16 protein-coding genes are annotated in these 15,842 nt (G+C 37.5%); 7 read left to right on the forward strand and 9 right to left on the reverse strand.

Translation table 11 applies throughout. The features are described 5' to 3' along the window. Positions 1–3: 3 nt before the first annotated feature. Positions 4–405 (reverse strand): hypothetical protein, encoded by a 402-nt coding sequence (locus L655_RS0116930; protein ID WP_002960599.1) that lies wholly within the window; start codon positions 403–405, stop codon positions 4–6. Positions 406–472: 67 nt separating this feature from the next. Next, entirely contained in the window at positions 473–892 is a 420-nt protein-coding gene (locus L655_RS0116935) for a DUF3429 domain-containing protein (RefSeq protein ID WP_024605666.1), read from the reverse strand. A gap of 282 nt (positions 893–1,174) precedes the next feature. Here L655_RS0116935 and ahpC point away from each other — a divergent pair, with 282 nt between their 5' ends. Together ahpC and ahpF are read left to right on the forward strand one after the other, a co-directional pair. After that, positions 1,175–1,744: an alkyl hydroperoxide reductase subunit C gene (gene ahpC / locus L655_RS0116940; protein WP_007581822.1), complete on the forward strand. Its 570-nt coding sequence runs from the start codon at positions 1,175–1,177 to the stop codon at positions 1,742–1,744. A gap of 154 nt (positions 1,745–1,898) precedes the next feature. Continuing rightward, positions 1,899–3,473, forward strand: coding sequence for an alkyl hydroperoxide reductase subunit F (gene ahpF, locus L655_RS0116945; protein WP_024605667.1), 1,575 nt, complete (start codon positions 1,899–1,901; stop codon positions 3,471–3,473). A 431-nt stretch (positions 3,474–3,904) separates the two neighbouring features. Here ahpF and L655_RS0116950 read toward each other — a convergent pair whose 3' ends face one another. From L655_RS0116950 to L655_RS0116960, 3 genes are all read right to left on the reverse strand, one after another. Then, complete coding sequence (locus tag L655_RS0116950; RefSeq protein WP_024605668.1) at positions 3,905–5,926, reverse strand: ATP-binding protein; 2,022 nt, start codon at positions 5,924–5,926, stop codon at positions 3,905–3,907. 484 nt (positions 5,927–6,410) lie between these two features. Next, the gene (locus L655_RS0116955; protein WP_007581825.1) at positions 6,411–6,632 is read right to left on the reverse strand and encodes a hypothetical protein; all 222 of its coding nucleotides are present in this window, start codon (positions 6,630–6,632) and stop codon (positions 6,411–6,413) included. 9 nt (positions 6,633–6,641) lie between these two features. Continuing rightward, positions 6,642–7,412: an undecaprenyl-diphosphate phosphatase gene (locus tag L655_RS0116960; RefSeq protein WP_024605669.1), complete on the reverse strand. Its 771-nt coding sequence runs from the start codon at positions 7,410–7,412 to the stop codon at positions 6,642–6,644. Between the two features lie 236 nt (positions 7,413–7,648). On the opposite strand from L655_RS0116960, the gene L655_RS0116965 reads away from it, so the two are divergent. Genes L655_RS0116965 through L655_RS0116975 form a run of 3 tightly spaced genes read left to right on the forward strand, consistent with a single transcriptional unit; the run spans position 7,649 to position 9,770 of the window. Further along, positions 7,649–7,936 carry a hypothetical protein gene (locus L655_RS0116965; protein WP_024600574.1) on the forward strand — a complete coding sequence of 96 codons (288 nt, stop codon included), beginning with the start codon at positions 7,649–7,651 and terminating at the stop codon, positions 7,934–7,936. Beyond that, entirely contained in the window at positions 7,933–9,528 is a 1,596-nt protein-coding gene (locus L655_RS0116970; protein ID WP_024605670.1) for a PepSY-associated TM helix domain-containing protein, read from the forward strand. The genes L655_RS0116965 and L655_RS0116970 overlap by 4 nt, the downstream gene beginning before the upstream one ends. Further along, positions 9,525–9,770, forward strand: a complete 246-nt coding sequence (locus tag L655_RS0116975; RefSeq protein ID WP_007581829.1) for a hypothetical protein — start codon at positions 9,525–9,527, stop codon at positions 9,768–9,770. Before L655_RS0116970 ends, L655_RS0116975 begins: the two co-directional genes overlap by 4 nt. Before the next feature lie 9 nt (positions 9,771–9,779). Here L655_RS0116975 and L655_RS0116980 read toward each other — a convergent pair whose 3' ends face one another. Next, positions 9,780–10,616 (reverse strand): patatin family protein, encoded by an 837-nt coding sequence (locus tag L655_RS0116980; RefSeq protein WP_024605671.1) that lies wholly within the window; start codon positions 10,614–10,616, stop codon positions 9,780–9,782. Between the two features lie 166 nt (positions 10,617–10,782). Between L655_RS0116980 and L655_RS0116985 the strand changes: the two genes are divergently transcribed. Then, a complete protein-coding gene (locus L655_RS0116985; RefSeq protein ID WP_024605672.1) occupies positions 10,783–11,655 on the forward strand; it encodes an SMP-30/gluconolactonase/LRE family protein in 873 nt (290 codons plus the stop codon). 34 nt (positions 11,656–11,689) lie between these two features. Here the strand turns inward: L655_RS0116985 and L655_RS0116990 are convergent, their stop codons facing one another. From L655_RS0116990 to L655_RS0117000, 3 genes are all read right to left on the reverse strand, one after another. After that, complete coding sequence (locus L655_RS0116990) at positions 11,690–12,145, reverse strand: NfeD family protein (RefSeq protein ID WP_024605673.1); 456 nt, start codon at positions 12,143–12,145, stop codon at positions 11,690–11,692. 21 nt (positions 12,146–12,166) lie between these two features. After that, a complete protein-coding gene (locus L655_RS0116995) occupies positions 12,167–13,120 on the reverse strand; it encodes a slipin family protein (protein ID WP_007581832.1) in 954 nt (317 codons plus the stop codon). Positions 13,121–13,205: 85 nt separating this feature from the next. Further along, positions 13,206–14,690 carry a diguanylate cyclase gene (locus L655_RS0117000; RefSeq protein WP_024605674.1) on the reverse strand — a complete coding sequence of 495 codons (1,485 nt, stop codon included), beginning with the start codon at positions 14,688–14,690 and terminating at the stop codon, positions 13,206–13,208. 218 nt (positions 14,691–14,908) lie between these two features. On the opposite strand from L655_RS0117000, the gene L655_RS0117005 reads away from it, so the two are divergent. After that, positions 14,909–15,802: a cation diffusion facilitator family transporter gene (locus L655_RS0117005; RefSeq protein WP_024605675.1), complete on the forward strand. Its 894-nt coding sequence runs from the start codon at positions 14,909–14,911 to the stop codon at positions 15,800–15,802. Positions 15,803–15,842 lie beyond the last annotated feature (40 nt).

Consider the following 15,842-nt stretch of genomic DNA (forward strand, 5'->3'; position numbering starts at 1 on the left):
ATTTTATTTAGCGTTTATGTTTGTAGCAGTATTATTTATATCGCTATTTGTTTGTGAGTCTTTTGCTAGTAAACGATGAAACGCAAGTCTGGTTTTTAACCCTTCAATTGCGATTTGTTTAATAATAAGATTAAAGGTAATTAAAATGGCAAAGGCAATATGAATAGGGCCGTGAGTAAATCCTGCATCTGTATCGTAGAGTGTTAAACCGAATAGCAAAAATAAGACGACTAAGAAAATTTCGAGTAATTGACTTGAATAAAAGCTTAAACGACCTTCGCTTTTATGATCTTTTTTAATGCGAATAGCACAAAAAAATGGGATCACTTTGATTTTAAATGCAGCGTTTTTTTCTACGTAGTTTTCGCCAAGTTCGTCGAGTTGTTGGCGTAGTTGGTCAATCATGGTGTGTCCTCAAATAGCAGTGCGCGGATATTACCTTATTACCACGCAATATTTAAGTTTACAGCTGCTATTTAGGATAAATACTCATACCAATAGTAAGAATGTGACAAACAAACACAACAGAGGTAAGTACTACACGCATTTTTTGATAATCTTTATGGTAGGTTTGCCATTGTGGAGTGGCCTTTTCAAATATAAGTACTAACCAAAAACTAGCACCTAGCCAAGCCAGTGCCCACTCTACAGGTAAAAATGATAAAAATGGAACTGGGATAACAGGTAATATCGCTTTAATTGCATTGCTATAGCTTTGCTCTCCGGCGCGCCACAAGCTACCTGCCATAAATGCTAAAATGGCGATACTGTAAAAAGTAAAAAACTCTAAGTTAAGGCTATTACTGCCAAACATAAGTGGCCAACCCACACACCCTAAAAACGGGATTAAGCCTAAGTAACCTAGTTGTATGTGGTTAAAAAATTTTTCCATTACGGCGTGCCTTATATTTAATGACTTATTTGAAGCGCGGCTATTGTAGCAGTATTGCGATTAGCGATCTTAATAATTCGCCAGCGTTTACAATCCAAATAATGCTTACGATAACAGGGATTATATAGTTCAACCCAAAAAACCGATTGTTTTAATCTAAACAATCAATTTTATTTAATTGTCCATTAGCCTTATTGTATTAACCAAGCCAACGCAGAAGGTCGTTTTAAACGAGAGCGTTGATTACTTTTTAAATACATTAAATATAGATGAGGAAATACCATGAGCACTTCATTAATCAATACTAAATTACAACCATTCAATGCAACCGCTTACCACAACGGTGACTTTGTAGAATTGTCTGAAAAAGATGTTCTAGGTAAATGGTCAATCTTCTTCTTTTACCCAGCAGACTTTACATTCGTATGTCCTACTGAACTTGGTGATGTTGCAGATTATTACGCACAACTTCAAGAAATGGGCGTAGAAGTTTACTCAGTATCTACTGACACTCACTTCACTCACAAAGCATGGCACGATACGTCAGACACAATTGGTAAAATTACTTACCCAATGATTGGCGACCCAACAGGGCGTATTACACGTAGCTTTGGCGTAATGATTGAAGAAGAAGGCTTAGCACTTCGCGGTACATTTGTAATGAACCCAGAAGGCGAAATTAAAATTATCGAAACTCACGATTTAGGTATTGGCCGTAGCGCTAAAGAGCTTGTTCGTAAAGTACAAGCTGCACAATACATTGCAACTCACGACGGTGAAGTTTGTCCTGCATCTTGGCAGCCAGGTGAAGACACACTTGCACCTTCACTAGATTTAGTTGGTAAAATCTAAGTACAGATTTATTCCTACTATAAGGGCAGGTAACTGCCCTTAAATCAACGAACATCCGTTTGTTGGTGCCTCCTATATCAATATACTTGTTTAAGCACATGCATTATTTGGCATGGGAGGCTTGCTGTTTAAATTTTCCTAAAAGGGTTAAGCCATGTTAGATAACAACATAAAAAATCAATTAAAAAGCCATTTTGAATCGCTTACTCAACCTGTTGAGCTGCTTATTGCCTTGGATGACAGCAAAAAATCAGCAGAAGTAGAAAGCTTAGCGAACGATTTAGCCTCACTGAGCGATAAATTTACGGTAATAAACAATCCTGATACAAGCGCACGTCGCCCGTCAATGGTTGTACATTCACCTATTAAAAATACCCATATTACGTTTGCAGGCGTACCTATGGGCCACGAATTCACAAGTTTAGTGCTAGCACTTTTACATACTGGCGGACACGCAAGTAAAGCTAAAAGCGAAGACATTGAACAAATACAATCGCTTACTCAAGAACTTAACTTTGAAGTATATATAAGTTTAAGTTGCCAAACGTGCCCGCAAGTAGTGCAAGCACTTAATACTATGGCAGCGACAAACAGCAATATTAAAGCGACCATGATTGATGGCGCATTATTTCAAGACGAAGTAGAAGAGCGAAATATTTTAGCTGTACCGGCTGTATATTTAAATGGCGAACCATTTAGCCAAGGTGCACTAAGCCTTACCGACATACTCAATAAAGTAGATAGCAAAGGGGCACAGCGCCAAGCTCAATCGCTAAGTAAAAAAGATAAATTTGATGTACTTGTAATTGGTGGCGGGCCTGCGGGCGCATCGGCTGCGATTTACTCAGCACGAAAAGGGTTAAATACAGGTATTGTTGCCGACAGATTTGGTGGACAAGTTGCAGATACATTAGCAATAGAAAATTTTATTTCGATTAAGGCGACTGAAGGGCCAAAATTGGTTGCCCAGCTTGAAGAGCACGTTAAAGAATACGATGTAGATGTAATGCATAATCAGCGTGCAGCGGCACTTGGTTATAACAATGGCTACGAAATTACACTAGAAAATGGCGCAGTGCTTAAAGCTAAGTCGCTCGTACTTGCCACTGGTGCACGTTGGCGCGAAATGAACGTACCAGGGGAGCAAGAATATCGCGGCCATGGTGTGGCATATTGCCCACATTGTGATGGCCCTTTATTTAAAGGTAAACCTGTTGCCGTAATTGGCGGTGGTAATTCAGGTATAGAAGCGGCAATTGATTTAGCTAATATTGTGCAAAGCGTTACGGTACTTGAATTTGCAGACACACTACGTGCTGATGAAGTGCTTATTCGTAAAGCTAAAAGCATGGCTAATATTACCATTATCAAAAGTGCACAAACTACCGAAGTACTTGGTGATGGTAAAAAAGTAACTGGCTTAATGTACACAGATAGAGTGTCGGGAGAGAGCAAAGAGCTTGAACTTGCCGGTATATTTGTACAAATAGGCTTAATACCAAATACCGAATGGTTAAAAGACAGCGACCTTGAATTAAGCAAATTTGGTGAAATACTGATTGATGCTAAAGGCGCAACTTCACTACCAGGAATTTACGGCGCGGGGGATGCAACCAATACTCCGTTTAAACAAATTATTATTGCAATGGGCAGCGGTGCAACAGCAAGTTTAGGTGCATTTGATTATTTAATTCGTCACTCTGAAGAAGCTGATCAAAGTGCTGCTTAACATTATTTAATAAAAAATTTAGTAAAAACTCTCTTGATATAACAGCAAGGCTACACCCATAGCTGTTTGTTAACCCAAGCCGCCCTCTTCTCCAAAGGCGGCTTTTTTAATGCTTAAGAATTAGCACACGATTTAATCGCACCCACCGCCAGAATCGCCGCCGCTACAATTTGTATGAGAATGCGATGAGTTACTGCTAGAGGAAACTGATGAGTCACTGCCAGTATAAGCTGATGATCCACGTGATGACTTAGCACTGATAAATGTAACTAACAGCAATACGCCTGATACGATAACTATTGTTATTGATGAGCTCCATTGCCCAGTGGAAACGCCTTTAAATACTGCAACAATAAGTACTGTTAGTAATATAGTTCTAATTATGTTTTTAATTTTATATCCTTATTTAACCAATCAGTTAGCTATAAAGGTTAGCTAACTTTAGCTGTATGCTCAAGCGCGTTAATAACCGCTTTTTCAAGTATGGGTAGTTTAAACGGTTTTGATATAAACATATCCATACCGGCTTGTTTGCAGGCAAGTTTGTCTTGTGATGAAGTATTAGCAGTTATAGCCACTATGTAGGTTTCTTCATGCGAGCAGATGTTTTCTGATCTAAGCTGCTTTGTTGCCTCAAATCCATCGAGTATGGGCATTATGCAGTCCATAAAAATAAGGTCATAATGCTTTTGGCGACATTTTAATACAGCATCTTGGCCATCAACTGCAGAGTCGGCTTTTATATTAAGTTTGCCTAAAGAAGCATGAAGTACCAACCTATTAATGTCGTTATCATCGACTACAAGCACTGATAGTTCACTGCCGTTGATATCTAACGTTGATTTAAGGCTTTCTTGTTTTTGTTCTGTCCCTTTCTCAATAGGAATATTTACTAAAAACGTAGTGCCTTTATTAGGTGTACTTTTTACCTTTATTTTTCCGCCCATATATTCAACAAGCTCTTTTACTATTGCAAGGCCAAGGCCTGTTCCACCTTTTGAATTCTTAGCATCTACTTCTTGAGAAAAAGGAGAAAATAGTGATTCTAAAAAGCCTTTACTCATTCCTCGGCCGGTATCAGACACTTCAATATTTAAAATTAGCTTATTTTTTATTTTAGAAAGGTTTGTGTTTAGTGTAACTGAACCATTCTCAGTAAATTTCAGCGCATTGCTTAGTAAGTTAGAGGTTATTTGGCTAAGGCGTGTGTTGTCGCTAAACGCCCAGCAGTTGTCATCAATTGTATTATTTACTTGTAGCGTTACATGCGTGTTTTTAAATAGAGGTGTATACAAAGAAGTTAAATCGGTAAAAATTGTTTTTAGTAAAAAGTCAGTAGGTTCAAGCTTTAGCTCACCATGATTAATTTTAGAAAAATCGAGAACTTCGTTAATTATACTGAGTAAAATATCGGCGCTTCTAAGTGCGATTTTAATTTTTTCGGCACGCACTTCTTCACTATGCTCGTCGACTAATGTTGTAAGCATACCTGTAATACCATTGAGTGGGGTTCTTAATTCGTGGCTGATTTTAGCAAATAGCATGCTTCTGTCTTCAAGTAGGCGCTCTGCTTGAGCTTGCTTTTGTTTAAGCTCTTCTCGTAGCATTACTGATTCGGTTACATCTTGGCAGGTGCCAAATAACCGCACGCATCGGCCTTCATCAAATTCGGCCTCACCAAAGGTAGCCACCCATAAGTGTTTATTTTTAGCGGTTACTACTTCTAGTTCTAAATTCCATTTTTTGCCTTTTTCTATGGCTAATTCTACCGCGCGAGTAATGCCTTCACGACTTGGGCCTTCTTTATAAAACTCGATTGCAGAATTCATTTGCGGTTGAAATTGTTCATCCACCTCATGTATGAGGTAGGTTTGCTCACTCCAGGTAATTTTATCGGAGATTAGATCAACTTCCCACGTGCCTATATTTGCAATGTGCTCTAACTTTAATAAAGTATTACTATTTTTTATGAGTTGTTCTTTAGCTTGGGTGCGAGCAAATTCCGATCCAAGCCATTGTGCAAATAATTCGATGTAGTCATAAGCATCATCGTTAAAAGCGAGGGAGTCTTTTGCGGATGAAAAGTTAACGGTGCCAAATATTTTATCACCAATTTTTATTGGCGCGCCAATATAAGACTCTAACTGAAAGTTTATATAACAGGGGTGGTTTGCAATTGCACTTTGAGATGCTTTATGAAAGGCAAGTGCAGAGCCAGCAGCGAGCGTATGTACGCAATAGGTGCCTTGTAATTCAAACACGGTACCGGGTAAAAGTGAGTTGTCAGGGGTTTTGGCATATAAAACGGTGTAGCTGTTTTTATCTACTTTACTAATAATACCTAGCTCAAGGTCAAATACTTCTAACCCAAACACTAAGAGCTTATTAATTTTATTTTCAAAATCAAGAGATTGATTAGAAACTATATCGTGAAAACATCGTAAAAAATTCAAAAGAAAACACCCCGTAAGCTTTTGTTCAATTTATATAATACATAGGCCAATAAGGGCATTGGTATTAATTTAAAATCCAGTTTAGCAGTTTTAATTACTAATAACTAAAGTTGATACGTATTAAATTATATAACCTTATGTTTTTATGAGCTAAGTTGGTGGTTTATTAATAGTAGTAGGGCCTGTTGACCTTTCAGGATTAAAATTTGTTCAATCTAGGGGCGATTTAATCGCGGCGCGAGGTTTGTAACCTAGTGGGCTCGATAACTGCTCCTGCGTTATTCTACTGGCTTACATCCATGTAAGAATAAGTAAAAACCGAGCAACAAAGAGTAAATTGCCCCTAGGCAGAATAACCACACTACATAGGCTCTGCCTTGCCTAAATACCAAACAGTCTGCTGCAAATTTAACCTCGAAAGATAAACAGGCCCTTGTATATAGCGTAGCATGCCGCCGAGCATATAATACTCAGCGGTATACTTTTAATACGTTGAATTTGGGGTATATTGCGGGTTGATATCGCCGCCTACTTCCTCTGGGTCAACATCGTTAATAAGCAGTGTTTCACGTACAGCTTCAATGTGATCAAGTACGCTTTGGTAGCGCTCGCCATATTCATACTTTGTTACTTCAATCGCTTTAGGCATGTAAGTAAAAGCTATTTTTAGGGCGTGGAGTGCTTCTTCGTTTATTTTTTCGCTCATAATATTCTCTTATGTGTAGGCTATAGCTAATAAAATAACACCAAATACGATTCGGTAAAGACCAAAACTAACAAAAGTGAAATTTTCTAGAAAGCGTATGAATAGTTTAATAGTAAAATAAGCGACTATAAAAGACGTTAAAAAACCCACAGCAAGGGCAGTTAGGTCATCTAAGCTAAACAGTTGGTAATGTTTAAGTAAGTCATATCCTGAGACTGCTGCAAGTACAGGTAAACCAAGTAAAAATGAAAATTCAGCGCTGGCTTTTCGGTTTAAACCACATAACATGGCACCAACAATAGAACTTCCAGCACGACTAGTCCCTGGAATTAACGCAAATACTTGTGCTCCGCCAATCCAAAGAGCTTGTTTATAAGTAACTTGGGTTACATCGGTAGTTGTGCATTGAGCCTCTTTATAATTGCGCTCTAATAGTAAAAAAATCACACCGCCTACAATAAACATAACACCTACTATTGGTACGCTAAACAGTATTTTTATTACATCACTAAATATAAAACCAATAATACCCAAAGGAATAAATGCAATGGCAACTTTCACCCATAAATTGAAATGTTTAGGGCTGAACTTGTCTTTATAGTTGGCTAGTACCGCTAAAATGGCGGCAAGTTGGATAATGACTTCGAAGGCGAGGTTAGCATCTGTTGATTCAATGCCTAACCACTTTGATGCTACAATTAAATGCCCAGTTGATGATATGGGTAAAAATTCTGTTATACCTTCAATAATACCTAAAATAATCGCGTTAATTATATCCACGGTTTACTGCTTCCTGAAAAATTAAAAGCCCGAACTCGGCTTAACTGAAATGACGCATTACTGCGTACCTAAATTGCGAGGCGTAGCATAAAAGCTCTTAAGGCAAACCAACAGTGTTATTAGACTTAATTTGTTTAATAAATTGCATTAAGTGATAAATGCACAATATAATGGCAATAGTTATCATTTGCATATGCTTTTTTTGTATATGTTTGGGCAAACTTATTGAGCGAATAATGAATAATAAAAAAACGTTTACAGCTACACGGAGAAGGCACTTAATTGCGTGTGTATTAGCGCTAGTTACAGCGGTAATAATGATTCCGGGTATGACAACCTATTTACCATTTCAAATGAATGAACAAATATTACTGCCTATTTTACTCTTTCCTGTTATTTGGACTGCGTTGTTTATTTATGCGTATTTGGCGCAAAAAGTATGGCAACCTTTTGTAGTCATGATTGCATTGTGTGTATTACATGGTTTATTGAGTTTTTGGGCGTTAACGCAGGGGCAGGGATGAAGTCGATTACTTTAAAAAAGCTATTTTTATTACATAGCTGGGTAGGAATTATTACTGCGGTACTGCTATTTATTGTTGCATTTAGTGGGGCGTTAGCAGTTCTGTCGCGACCTGAGTTAAAAATATGGGCAAATCCAGAACTGCAATCTAGCCAACACGTTGCTAGCGCGCAAATTAACCGACTAGTAAACGAATATCATAAAAAAGTATCTAGTGAATTTGGCGAAAACATTCATGTGTTTTTACCAAGTGGGCATAACTTTCATTTATTAACGTTGGTATTTGAATCTCACCATGGCGATGAAAATTACGACCAAGAGGTGGCCAGAGTATTTCAATTTCATCCCAATACATTGGCGCTGGAAAATACTTACTATGGGCCTAGTAAAGAGTTTTACGCCAATAAAAAAACGGATGCGCCAACTTATATAGGTGAGTTTCATGCAGATTTGCATTTAGGGCGACCGATTGGGTTAATACTCACTGGGTTTTTAGGTTTAACGCTTTTAGTAAGTGCAGTGACTGGCTTGTTTATTCATCGCAAATTGATAAAAGAACTCTTTACGTTTAGGAGAGCTAAAGGGTTAGATATTGCAATAAGCGATGCTCATAAGGTTATAGGTATTTGGGGCAGCGTATTTAATATTGTGATTGGTTTTACAGGATCATTTTTAGGGCTCGCGACCATTATTTTACTACCAGCAGCTGCCTTTGTGAGCTTTGGTGGCGATCAAGATAAGTTAATAGAAACGTTTACCGCCATTCCTGAGCCTGTAGTTAGCCACATTAAGCAACCTACAAAAATAGACACTATTTTAGAGCATGCTCATAGTCGTTACCCTGAAGCAATAATTAGAGATGTCACAATAATGGCGCATAACGATGCGAATGCGCAGGTATATTTGCGTTTGTTAGGTGGCGAGGCTGTTGCTTCTCAGTTACTGCATTACCAAGGCAATGGTGAGTTTGTACAGTCGATGAGTAGTTTTGGTGATATTTCAGGTGTTTCAATAAAAGTAATTGAGCTGATGTTTCCGCTGCACTTTGGAAACTTTGCAGGGGTGTTTGTCAAACTGCTTTGGGTATTACTTGGTTTAAGTACTGCGCTTTTACCTATTTCGGGCATGATGATGTGGCTAGCAAAGCGTACACGTGGCAGTAGTCCTTCACTGAGTATGCAGGCATATGCACGCTGGAATCGCTTTATTATTGGCAGTTGTGGTGGCTTGGTATTAGCAAGCTTTGTGCTATTTCCTGTGCAAGTTGTACTTAATTATACCGTTATTGGTGTGGCGCAAAATAGCTTTTTTGGACCCGTGTTTTTTTATACGTGGTTGGCATGGGTACTCTTAAGCGTATTGCCCATAGGTTATAAAAACTACTTTAAGCTGACACTTTTACTATGCGGCGCTTCGCTTGCTTTGGTGCTGCCACTTAATATTATATTTGGAGTGAGCAATGTTATTAACCTTAATAGCTCGCTTGTTGCGGTAGTAGATATAAGCTTTATGGTGGTGGGTACCGTGTGTATGTTTGGTGCTTTAAAAATAAAAAGCACACAAAAATTACAAGTTGAGGTACAACTCGCATGAACGAGCTACTAATTACAATTGCGATGGTAAGTTTATTATTAATGATGCTCAACCTACGAAAAAACACACTTACATTAGCGACTAAAACATTTTTAAGTGCACTGCTATTTGGTTTAGCGCTGATATGTTTTATGAGTGTTTACGGTATTTTAGGCGGTGCAATATGCACCGTTGTGGGAGCTATGTTAGCTGGTTTACTAACCGCAGTTATTGCGGGTAAAGCACCGCAATTATTAGGTTAAATAATGCAGTTATTTAGCTAAAAAGGCCTTAGCAGTATCAACTCCCATGTTGTAACCACTATTAAGTATTTCAAACTTTTTAGTGGTACGCCCAACTTTAAAATTAGCCGGTGGTGCAATGATATTGATTTTGCAGTCATTTGGTGGATTCATAATAAAATCGATAGACTTATTATAAAAATCAGCCCTATTTAAGGTCGTTTGAATTAATGCGGGATAGTTTTTATACATTTTTTTAGTAAGCCAAGGTGCCTTACTTGGTTTTTTACGATAGCCTAAACATTGAGACAAAATAACGGTGATTTCGCGTGCACCCATTTCGTAAGCTTTTATAACCGGAATTGAATCAGCAACACCGCCATCGGTCATCGCTATGTCATTAATAATAGGGTAGTCACGATATGCAATGGGTATAGCGCATGATGCTTTTAATTGATGCACCATATCGGCGCTGGTGGCTTTTAAATAGTGTGCTTTGCCTGATTCGATTGCCGTAGATACAATATAAAACTCGTGTGGAGTTTGTTCGAATACCTCTGTATGAAGACGTATTTCGCGAATCGTTTCTTGCCATAACCAATCTAAATCAAATAAATGACCACCTTTAATAAAGCGCGCTAAATTAATAAATTCAGGACGGCATGAATAGTCAGTAATCACTTTATAATTTCGCATTGGTTGTTTGCATAAAAATGCGGCTATATTAGTGGCCCCGGCTGAAACACCAAAATAGCGTTCAAACGGCTGATATTGCTGTTTTAAAAACTCATCAAGCACACCTGCGGCAAATATACCGCGCATTGCACCGCCTTCAACGACGAGTGTATTTTTATTATTGTTGTTCATGGTCAATCCTTTTTATTAAATTTGATGTTATCAACTCAGTCTAAAAAATGCGATAGAGATTACTGAAGGTGTTGATAAATTAAAGCCAGGTACACATCGCGAAATCAACTGTTTTCTGGTAAGGTTTGGGTTACAAGGCTTTGTTAATAATAAAGAATAAGTATTTATGTTTGACCCTAGCGTAACCATTTTTGAAAGCACACAGAATCGGCTTGCAGAAAGTCCTCTTTGGCACCCTATGCTGAATACTTTTTATTGGGTCGACATAAATAAAAAATTACTTTTAAGCAAAAAAATACACAGCGAAAGCCAACTAAAAACAGTTAATATGCCTGATACACTCAGTGCAATAGCGTGGATTGATGAGCAGCACTTGTTGCTAGGTACAAGTACTGGTTTATACAAATACCATATTAATTCGTGCACTCGCCACCTTATTCTTAATATTGAAAATACACAACTAAATAGGCGTTCAAACGACGGCCGCGCTGATCCATGGGGTGGTTTTTGGTTAAGTACAATGGACGTAAATGCTAAAAAAGGTGACGGTAAGATATACCGTTATTATAAACACCAGCTTAAAGTCGTTGTAAGTAACTTGAGTATCCCAAATGGATTGTGCTTTGATAAGCCACGTTTACGCGGTTATTACTGCGACTCTTTAACGAGTTGTATTTATGTATTAGATTTGGATGAGCAAACTGGCGAACCTTGCTCTGAGCCACGTGTTTTTTATCAATTTAATAATACTGATGTTGACCCCGATGGCTGCGTAACCGACCAATTAGGTAATTTGTGGCTAGCTGTGTGGGGAATGGGGTGTGTTATGTGTTTATCCCCAGGCGGTGAGCTAATTAAAACAATAAAGCTTTGCGCAATAAAACCGACATGCACTGCATTTGGCGGTAAAAATGCTGAATTGTTACTTGTGACATCGGCATTTGATGAATCGATTAATAATACTGTTACTGAACAAGGCGCTGTATTTCAAATCTCAGGCATAAAAAACGGGCAGTTTGAGTCGCCCGTTTTACTGTAATTTATTATACACAGTGCTTGTTTTAAAGTGATGGTTAGCTTTTAGGCTTAACCCACATAACACCCACTTCTTTTTTGGTTACTAAAACCTCAGTACCGGCGCTAATTGGTTGCTCACTTTTGAGTTTCCAGCTAATACCTGAATATTGATGGGTAGTTAAACCTTGTTCTGTTACATCGCTAGTAAGTACAAAAGTAAGTTCAGCAAAATCACTATTCACTTGCTTCTTATCTACGCGATTTTGCATTTGTTTTAATGGTTTCCAAAGTGCAACGGCTAAGCCAGCTGTTACAACTGCATTACTCCAAAGGGCTGTTGCTAATGAGTCAGGTAAAATACCAAAACTCATTAATAATCCTGTAAGGAATAGCGATAATCCAAAAAACAACAAAATAAATGTAGAAAGGCCAAGTACTGCTACTTCTATTATTAAAGCAACAATACCAAGTACCATAAGTGTTTGCGGTAAATTTTGCGTAATAAAATCCATACAAACCTCTTTATTTAGTTATTAACCCAAATGCTTTTTATTTAAGCTATTAATGATTGCCATACCTTGGGCAACCATTGAGCTTGCATCTGTCGCGTTGTCTGGCAGTAATACAATTGATGATTCACGAGCAATCGCTTCTTTAGCCGCGATTGCTTTAGTTGCTAAATCTAACTGAATTGCTTTTTGACCTTGCTCTGTATCTGCAGCTTCGCCTATTTTAATAAGTGCATTTGCTTGTGCTTCTGCAACCGTAGTAATAGCTGTTGCTTCACCTTCAGCGCGTAAAATTTGCTCGGCTTTGTCGGCTTCAGCAGCAAGTACTTGTGCTTGTTTTTTACCTTCAGCAACGTTGATATTTGCTTGGCGATCACCTTCTGACTCTAAAATTTGAGCTCGTTTAACACGCTCAGCTTTCATTTGTGCTTCCATCGCTTCCATAATAGAGTTAGGCGGCACAATATCTTTAATTTCGTAGCGAAGTACTTGAATACCCCAAGGCTCAGATGCCTGGTTTATAGCTGCAACAATGTTGGTATTAAGTAAATCACGCTCTTCAAATGTTTTATCAAGCTCCATTTTACCTAATTCTGAACGCATTGTTGTTTGTGAAAGTTGTACAACTGCAAACGTATAGTCGTCAACGCCATACGTTGCTTTGTACGGGTCTAGTACTCTAAAGTACAGTACGCCATCAACTATAAGTGAGATGTTATCTTTAGTGATAGCTGACTGCGATGGTACATCTTGAGCTTGTTCTTTTAAGCTACGATCAGCCGAGATTCTATCAATAAATGGAATAATAAAGTTAAGGCCGGCTTCTTTAGTTGATTGGTATTTACCAAAACGTTCGATTAACCAGGCGCGGTTTTGTGGTACAAATTTAACGCTACTTTTTAAAAGCACGATAACAAAAACAAGTAAAAAAGCCTCAACAGTAAAAACCATATCGAGAATTTGTGTGACTGGATCCATTTAAACATTCCTTATAATAATTAAACGCTGAGTGGTTGTATTGTTTATAATTTCAGCGTGTATAGATTATCACTACAGCGAACTTTTAACCACTAAAACTCACTGTAGCGCGCCGGCTTAGTAGGTTTTTGTAAAAACTGGCTATTTTATTTCTGCCTGTTTCTTTTGCGTTATAAAGGGCTATGTCAGCGTTAGTTATAACTTCTTTAGATGTTGTTTTTTGATTGGGTATAAGGCTATAAAACCCAATGCTTAAAGTGAGGTATTTACTGACAGTTGAAAAGTTATGTTCAATTGCAAGTTCTGCGATTTTTTCCTGAATAAGAACAGCAAACCTTTGACAGTGATCTGTGTCGACTGCAGGTAAAATTATCGCAAATTCTTCACCACCGAAACGAGCGGCTAAATCACCTTCACGTTTACAAAGATCATACAGCGCTTTGGCAACTTGTTTTAACACTTCGTCACCTAGCTGATGCCCATAGTTATCGTTATAACGCTTAAAAAAATCAATATCACACATTATTAAACTAATGGGTTCTTTATTACGTGCGCCGCGCTTAATTTCACATTTTAAAGTTTGATCAAAACAGCGTCGGTTAGCAATGTTTGTAAGGCCATCAGTATTAACTTGTTTGTTAAGTTTATGATTGGCATTAATGAGTTGCTGCTGAGCTTGTTGTAGCTCTTTCTTGTAATTTAAACTTTTGAAAGCATTAGCAAGCATCTCGCCTACTAACCTTAAGCGAATGAGGTCTAAATCAGTCCAATTTCGCTTTTTAACTACGCAATCACAGCCAATAAAACCAACGAGTTCTTTGTCATAACGTAAACCAATACAAAGTACCGATTTTATTTTTTGCTGTTGAAAAATTGTTTTTTCACTTATTGCCTGAATAGGTAACGTCGCTACATTATTAACTCTGAATAAGTGAGTGCGAACCATTGAACTAAAAAAATAAGGGAGAGTGTTTTTTGGAAGATCCTGTAAGTCCTCTTTAAATGCTTGTATACCATTATTGACCCATTCGTGAGTATTATTCATGGTTTTACCATCTTCGGCGAATTTAAAAAGATAACTTCGGTCTGCTTGGCAAACTGTACCGATTGCTTTTAATGCATAATTGATATGCTTATCAACATCGTCATTTTGAATATCAATTAAGTCAGTTGAAATTTTCGAAATGATATTATCGAAATCATACTGTTCATCTACATTGTTATTTAATATATCGATGATGATAATAGAGTTTGAGTTAGATAATTTTGCAAATTTTACATTGAGTACTAATTTACATGCTTGTTTTGATAAAACAAACTGGCATTGGTTATTTGCCATAAAATAATCAATGAAGAGTTCCTCTATTAAGAGCTCTTTTTTACTATGATGATTGGTTAACGTAATATGTGAAAAATCAGCTTTTTTAAAATGTGGTTGTTCTTTTAAGTCAAATAAACTCAGTGCCTGACTGTTAACTTTGAATATATCTTCATTGGCATCATAAAGTAATATACAAAATGGCAGTAACTTCATGTTTTGCCACATTTCATCTGATCGATTATTACTCACTTAACTCTCCATGTGTTTAAGCCACAATTAAATTGTTATCTATTGTATTTTTATTGTTTTTACCTACTAATTATTAGCACATTTTTTTTGATTTACTAAGTTTTTAGTGCGTTTGATGGCGGTACGTATTATAATTGATACTGTATATCATTACCCATTTCTACTCTAAGCCATCTTTGGCTTATTTGCACTTTAAGTATAGGTTATTCAAGCATTTCATGACAGAAATCACTACACACCAAGCTTCTCGTCGTCGGTTACTCATTGCGCTAGCAATTACGTGTTCGTTTATGGTAATTCAGGTTATAGGTGCTTATTATTCTAATTCGCTTGCTGTACTTGCCGATGCGGGGCATTTGTTTGTTCACAATAGCTCGTTATTCATCGCACTTATTGCATCAAGTCTCGCTATTCATTTTGCTAAAACTTATAACGATGGTCATCAAAGAGCCGAGCTTTTGGGTGGTCTGGTGAACGGATTTTTATACCTAGCAATCAGTTTAATTATTTTGTATGAAGGTGGTGAGCGCTATGTACACCAGCATGAAGGAAATGAGCTGGCTATTAATAGTTATTTAATGTCGGTTATTGCTGCTATTGGTTTTTTGTTTCATGGTGCTGCTGCATGGGTTTTATATAAAGGCCGCAAAGCGAGTATTAATGTTTACGCGGTATTTTTACATTCATTCTTTGATTTGATTTCTACCGTATCGACATTTGTGGCTGGTATTCTTATATATTTTACGGGCTGGGTTGTTATCGATATTTTATCGAGCATGTTAATCGCCTCTTTCGTGTTGTTTACCGGTGTTAAGGTCATTATTAGTTGTATAAAAGGTTTACGCTTAAATAAGGCCAAACTCCCTAAAGTAGCAGATATTGAAAGTGAGATTACAGATATGGAGCATGTTCATAATGTCCATAACGTCACTGTAACGCGCAAGTATAATGGTATTGTAGTAGGCGCACACGTTGTCCTTAAAGAGCATTGTACGATTGAAAAACATGATGAAGCGTGTCGTATGAAGGTAGAGCAATTGTTAGCCGAAAAATTTAATGTACGTAATAGTGTATTACAAATTGAAAGCCATGAATGCCATCATATCCATTAGTAGCATTTAATTAATATAAAAGCGTGTAATAATGATTAGC

The sequence above is a fragment of the Pseudoalteromonas sp. TAE79 genome (assembly GCF_000498015.1).
GTDB lineage: Bacteria > Pseudomonadota > Gammaproteobacteria > Enterobacterales > Alteromonadaceae > Pseudoalteromonas.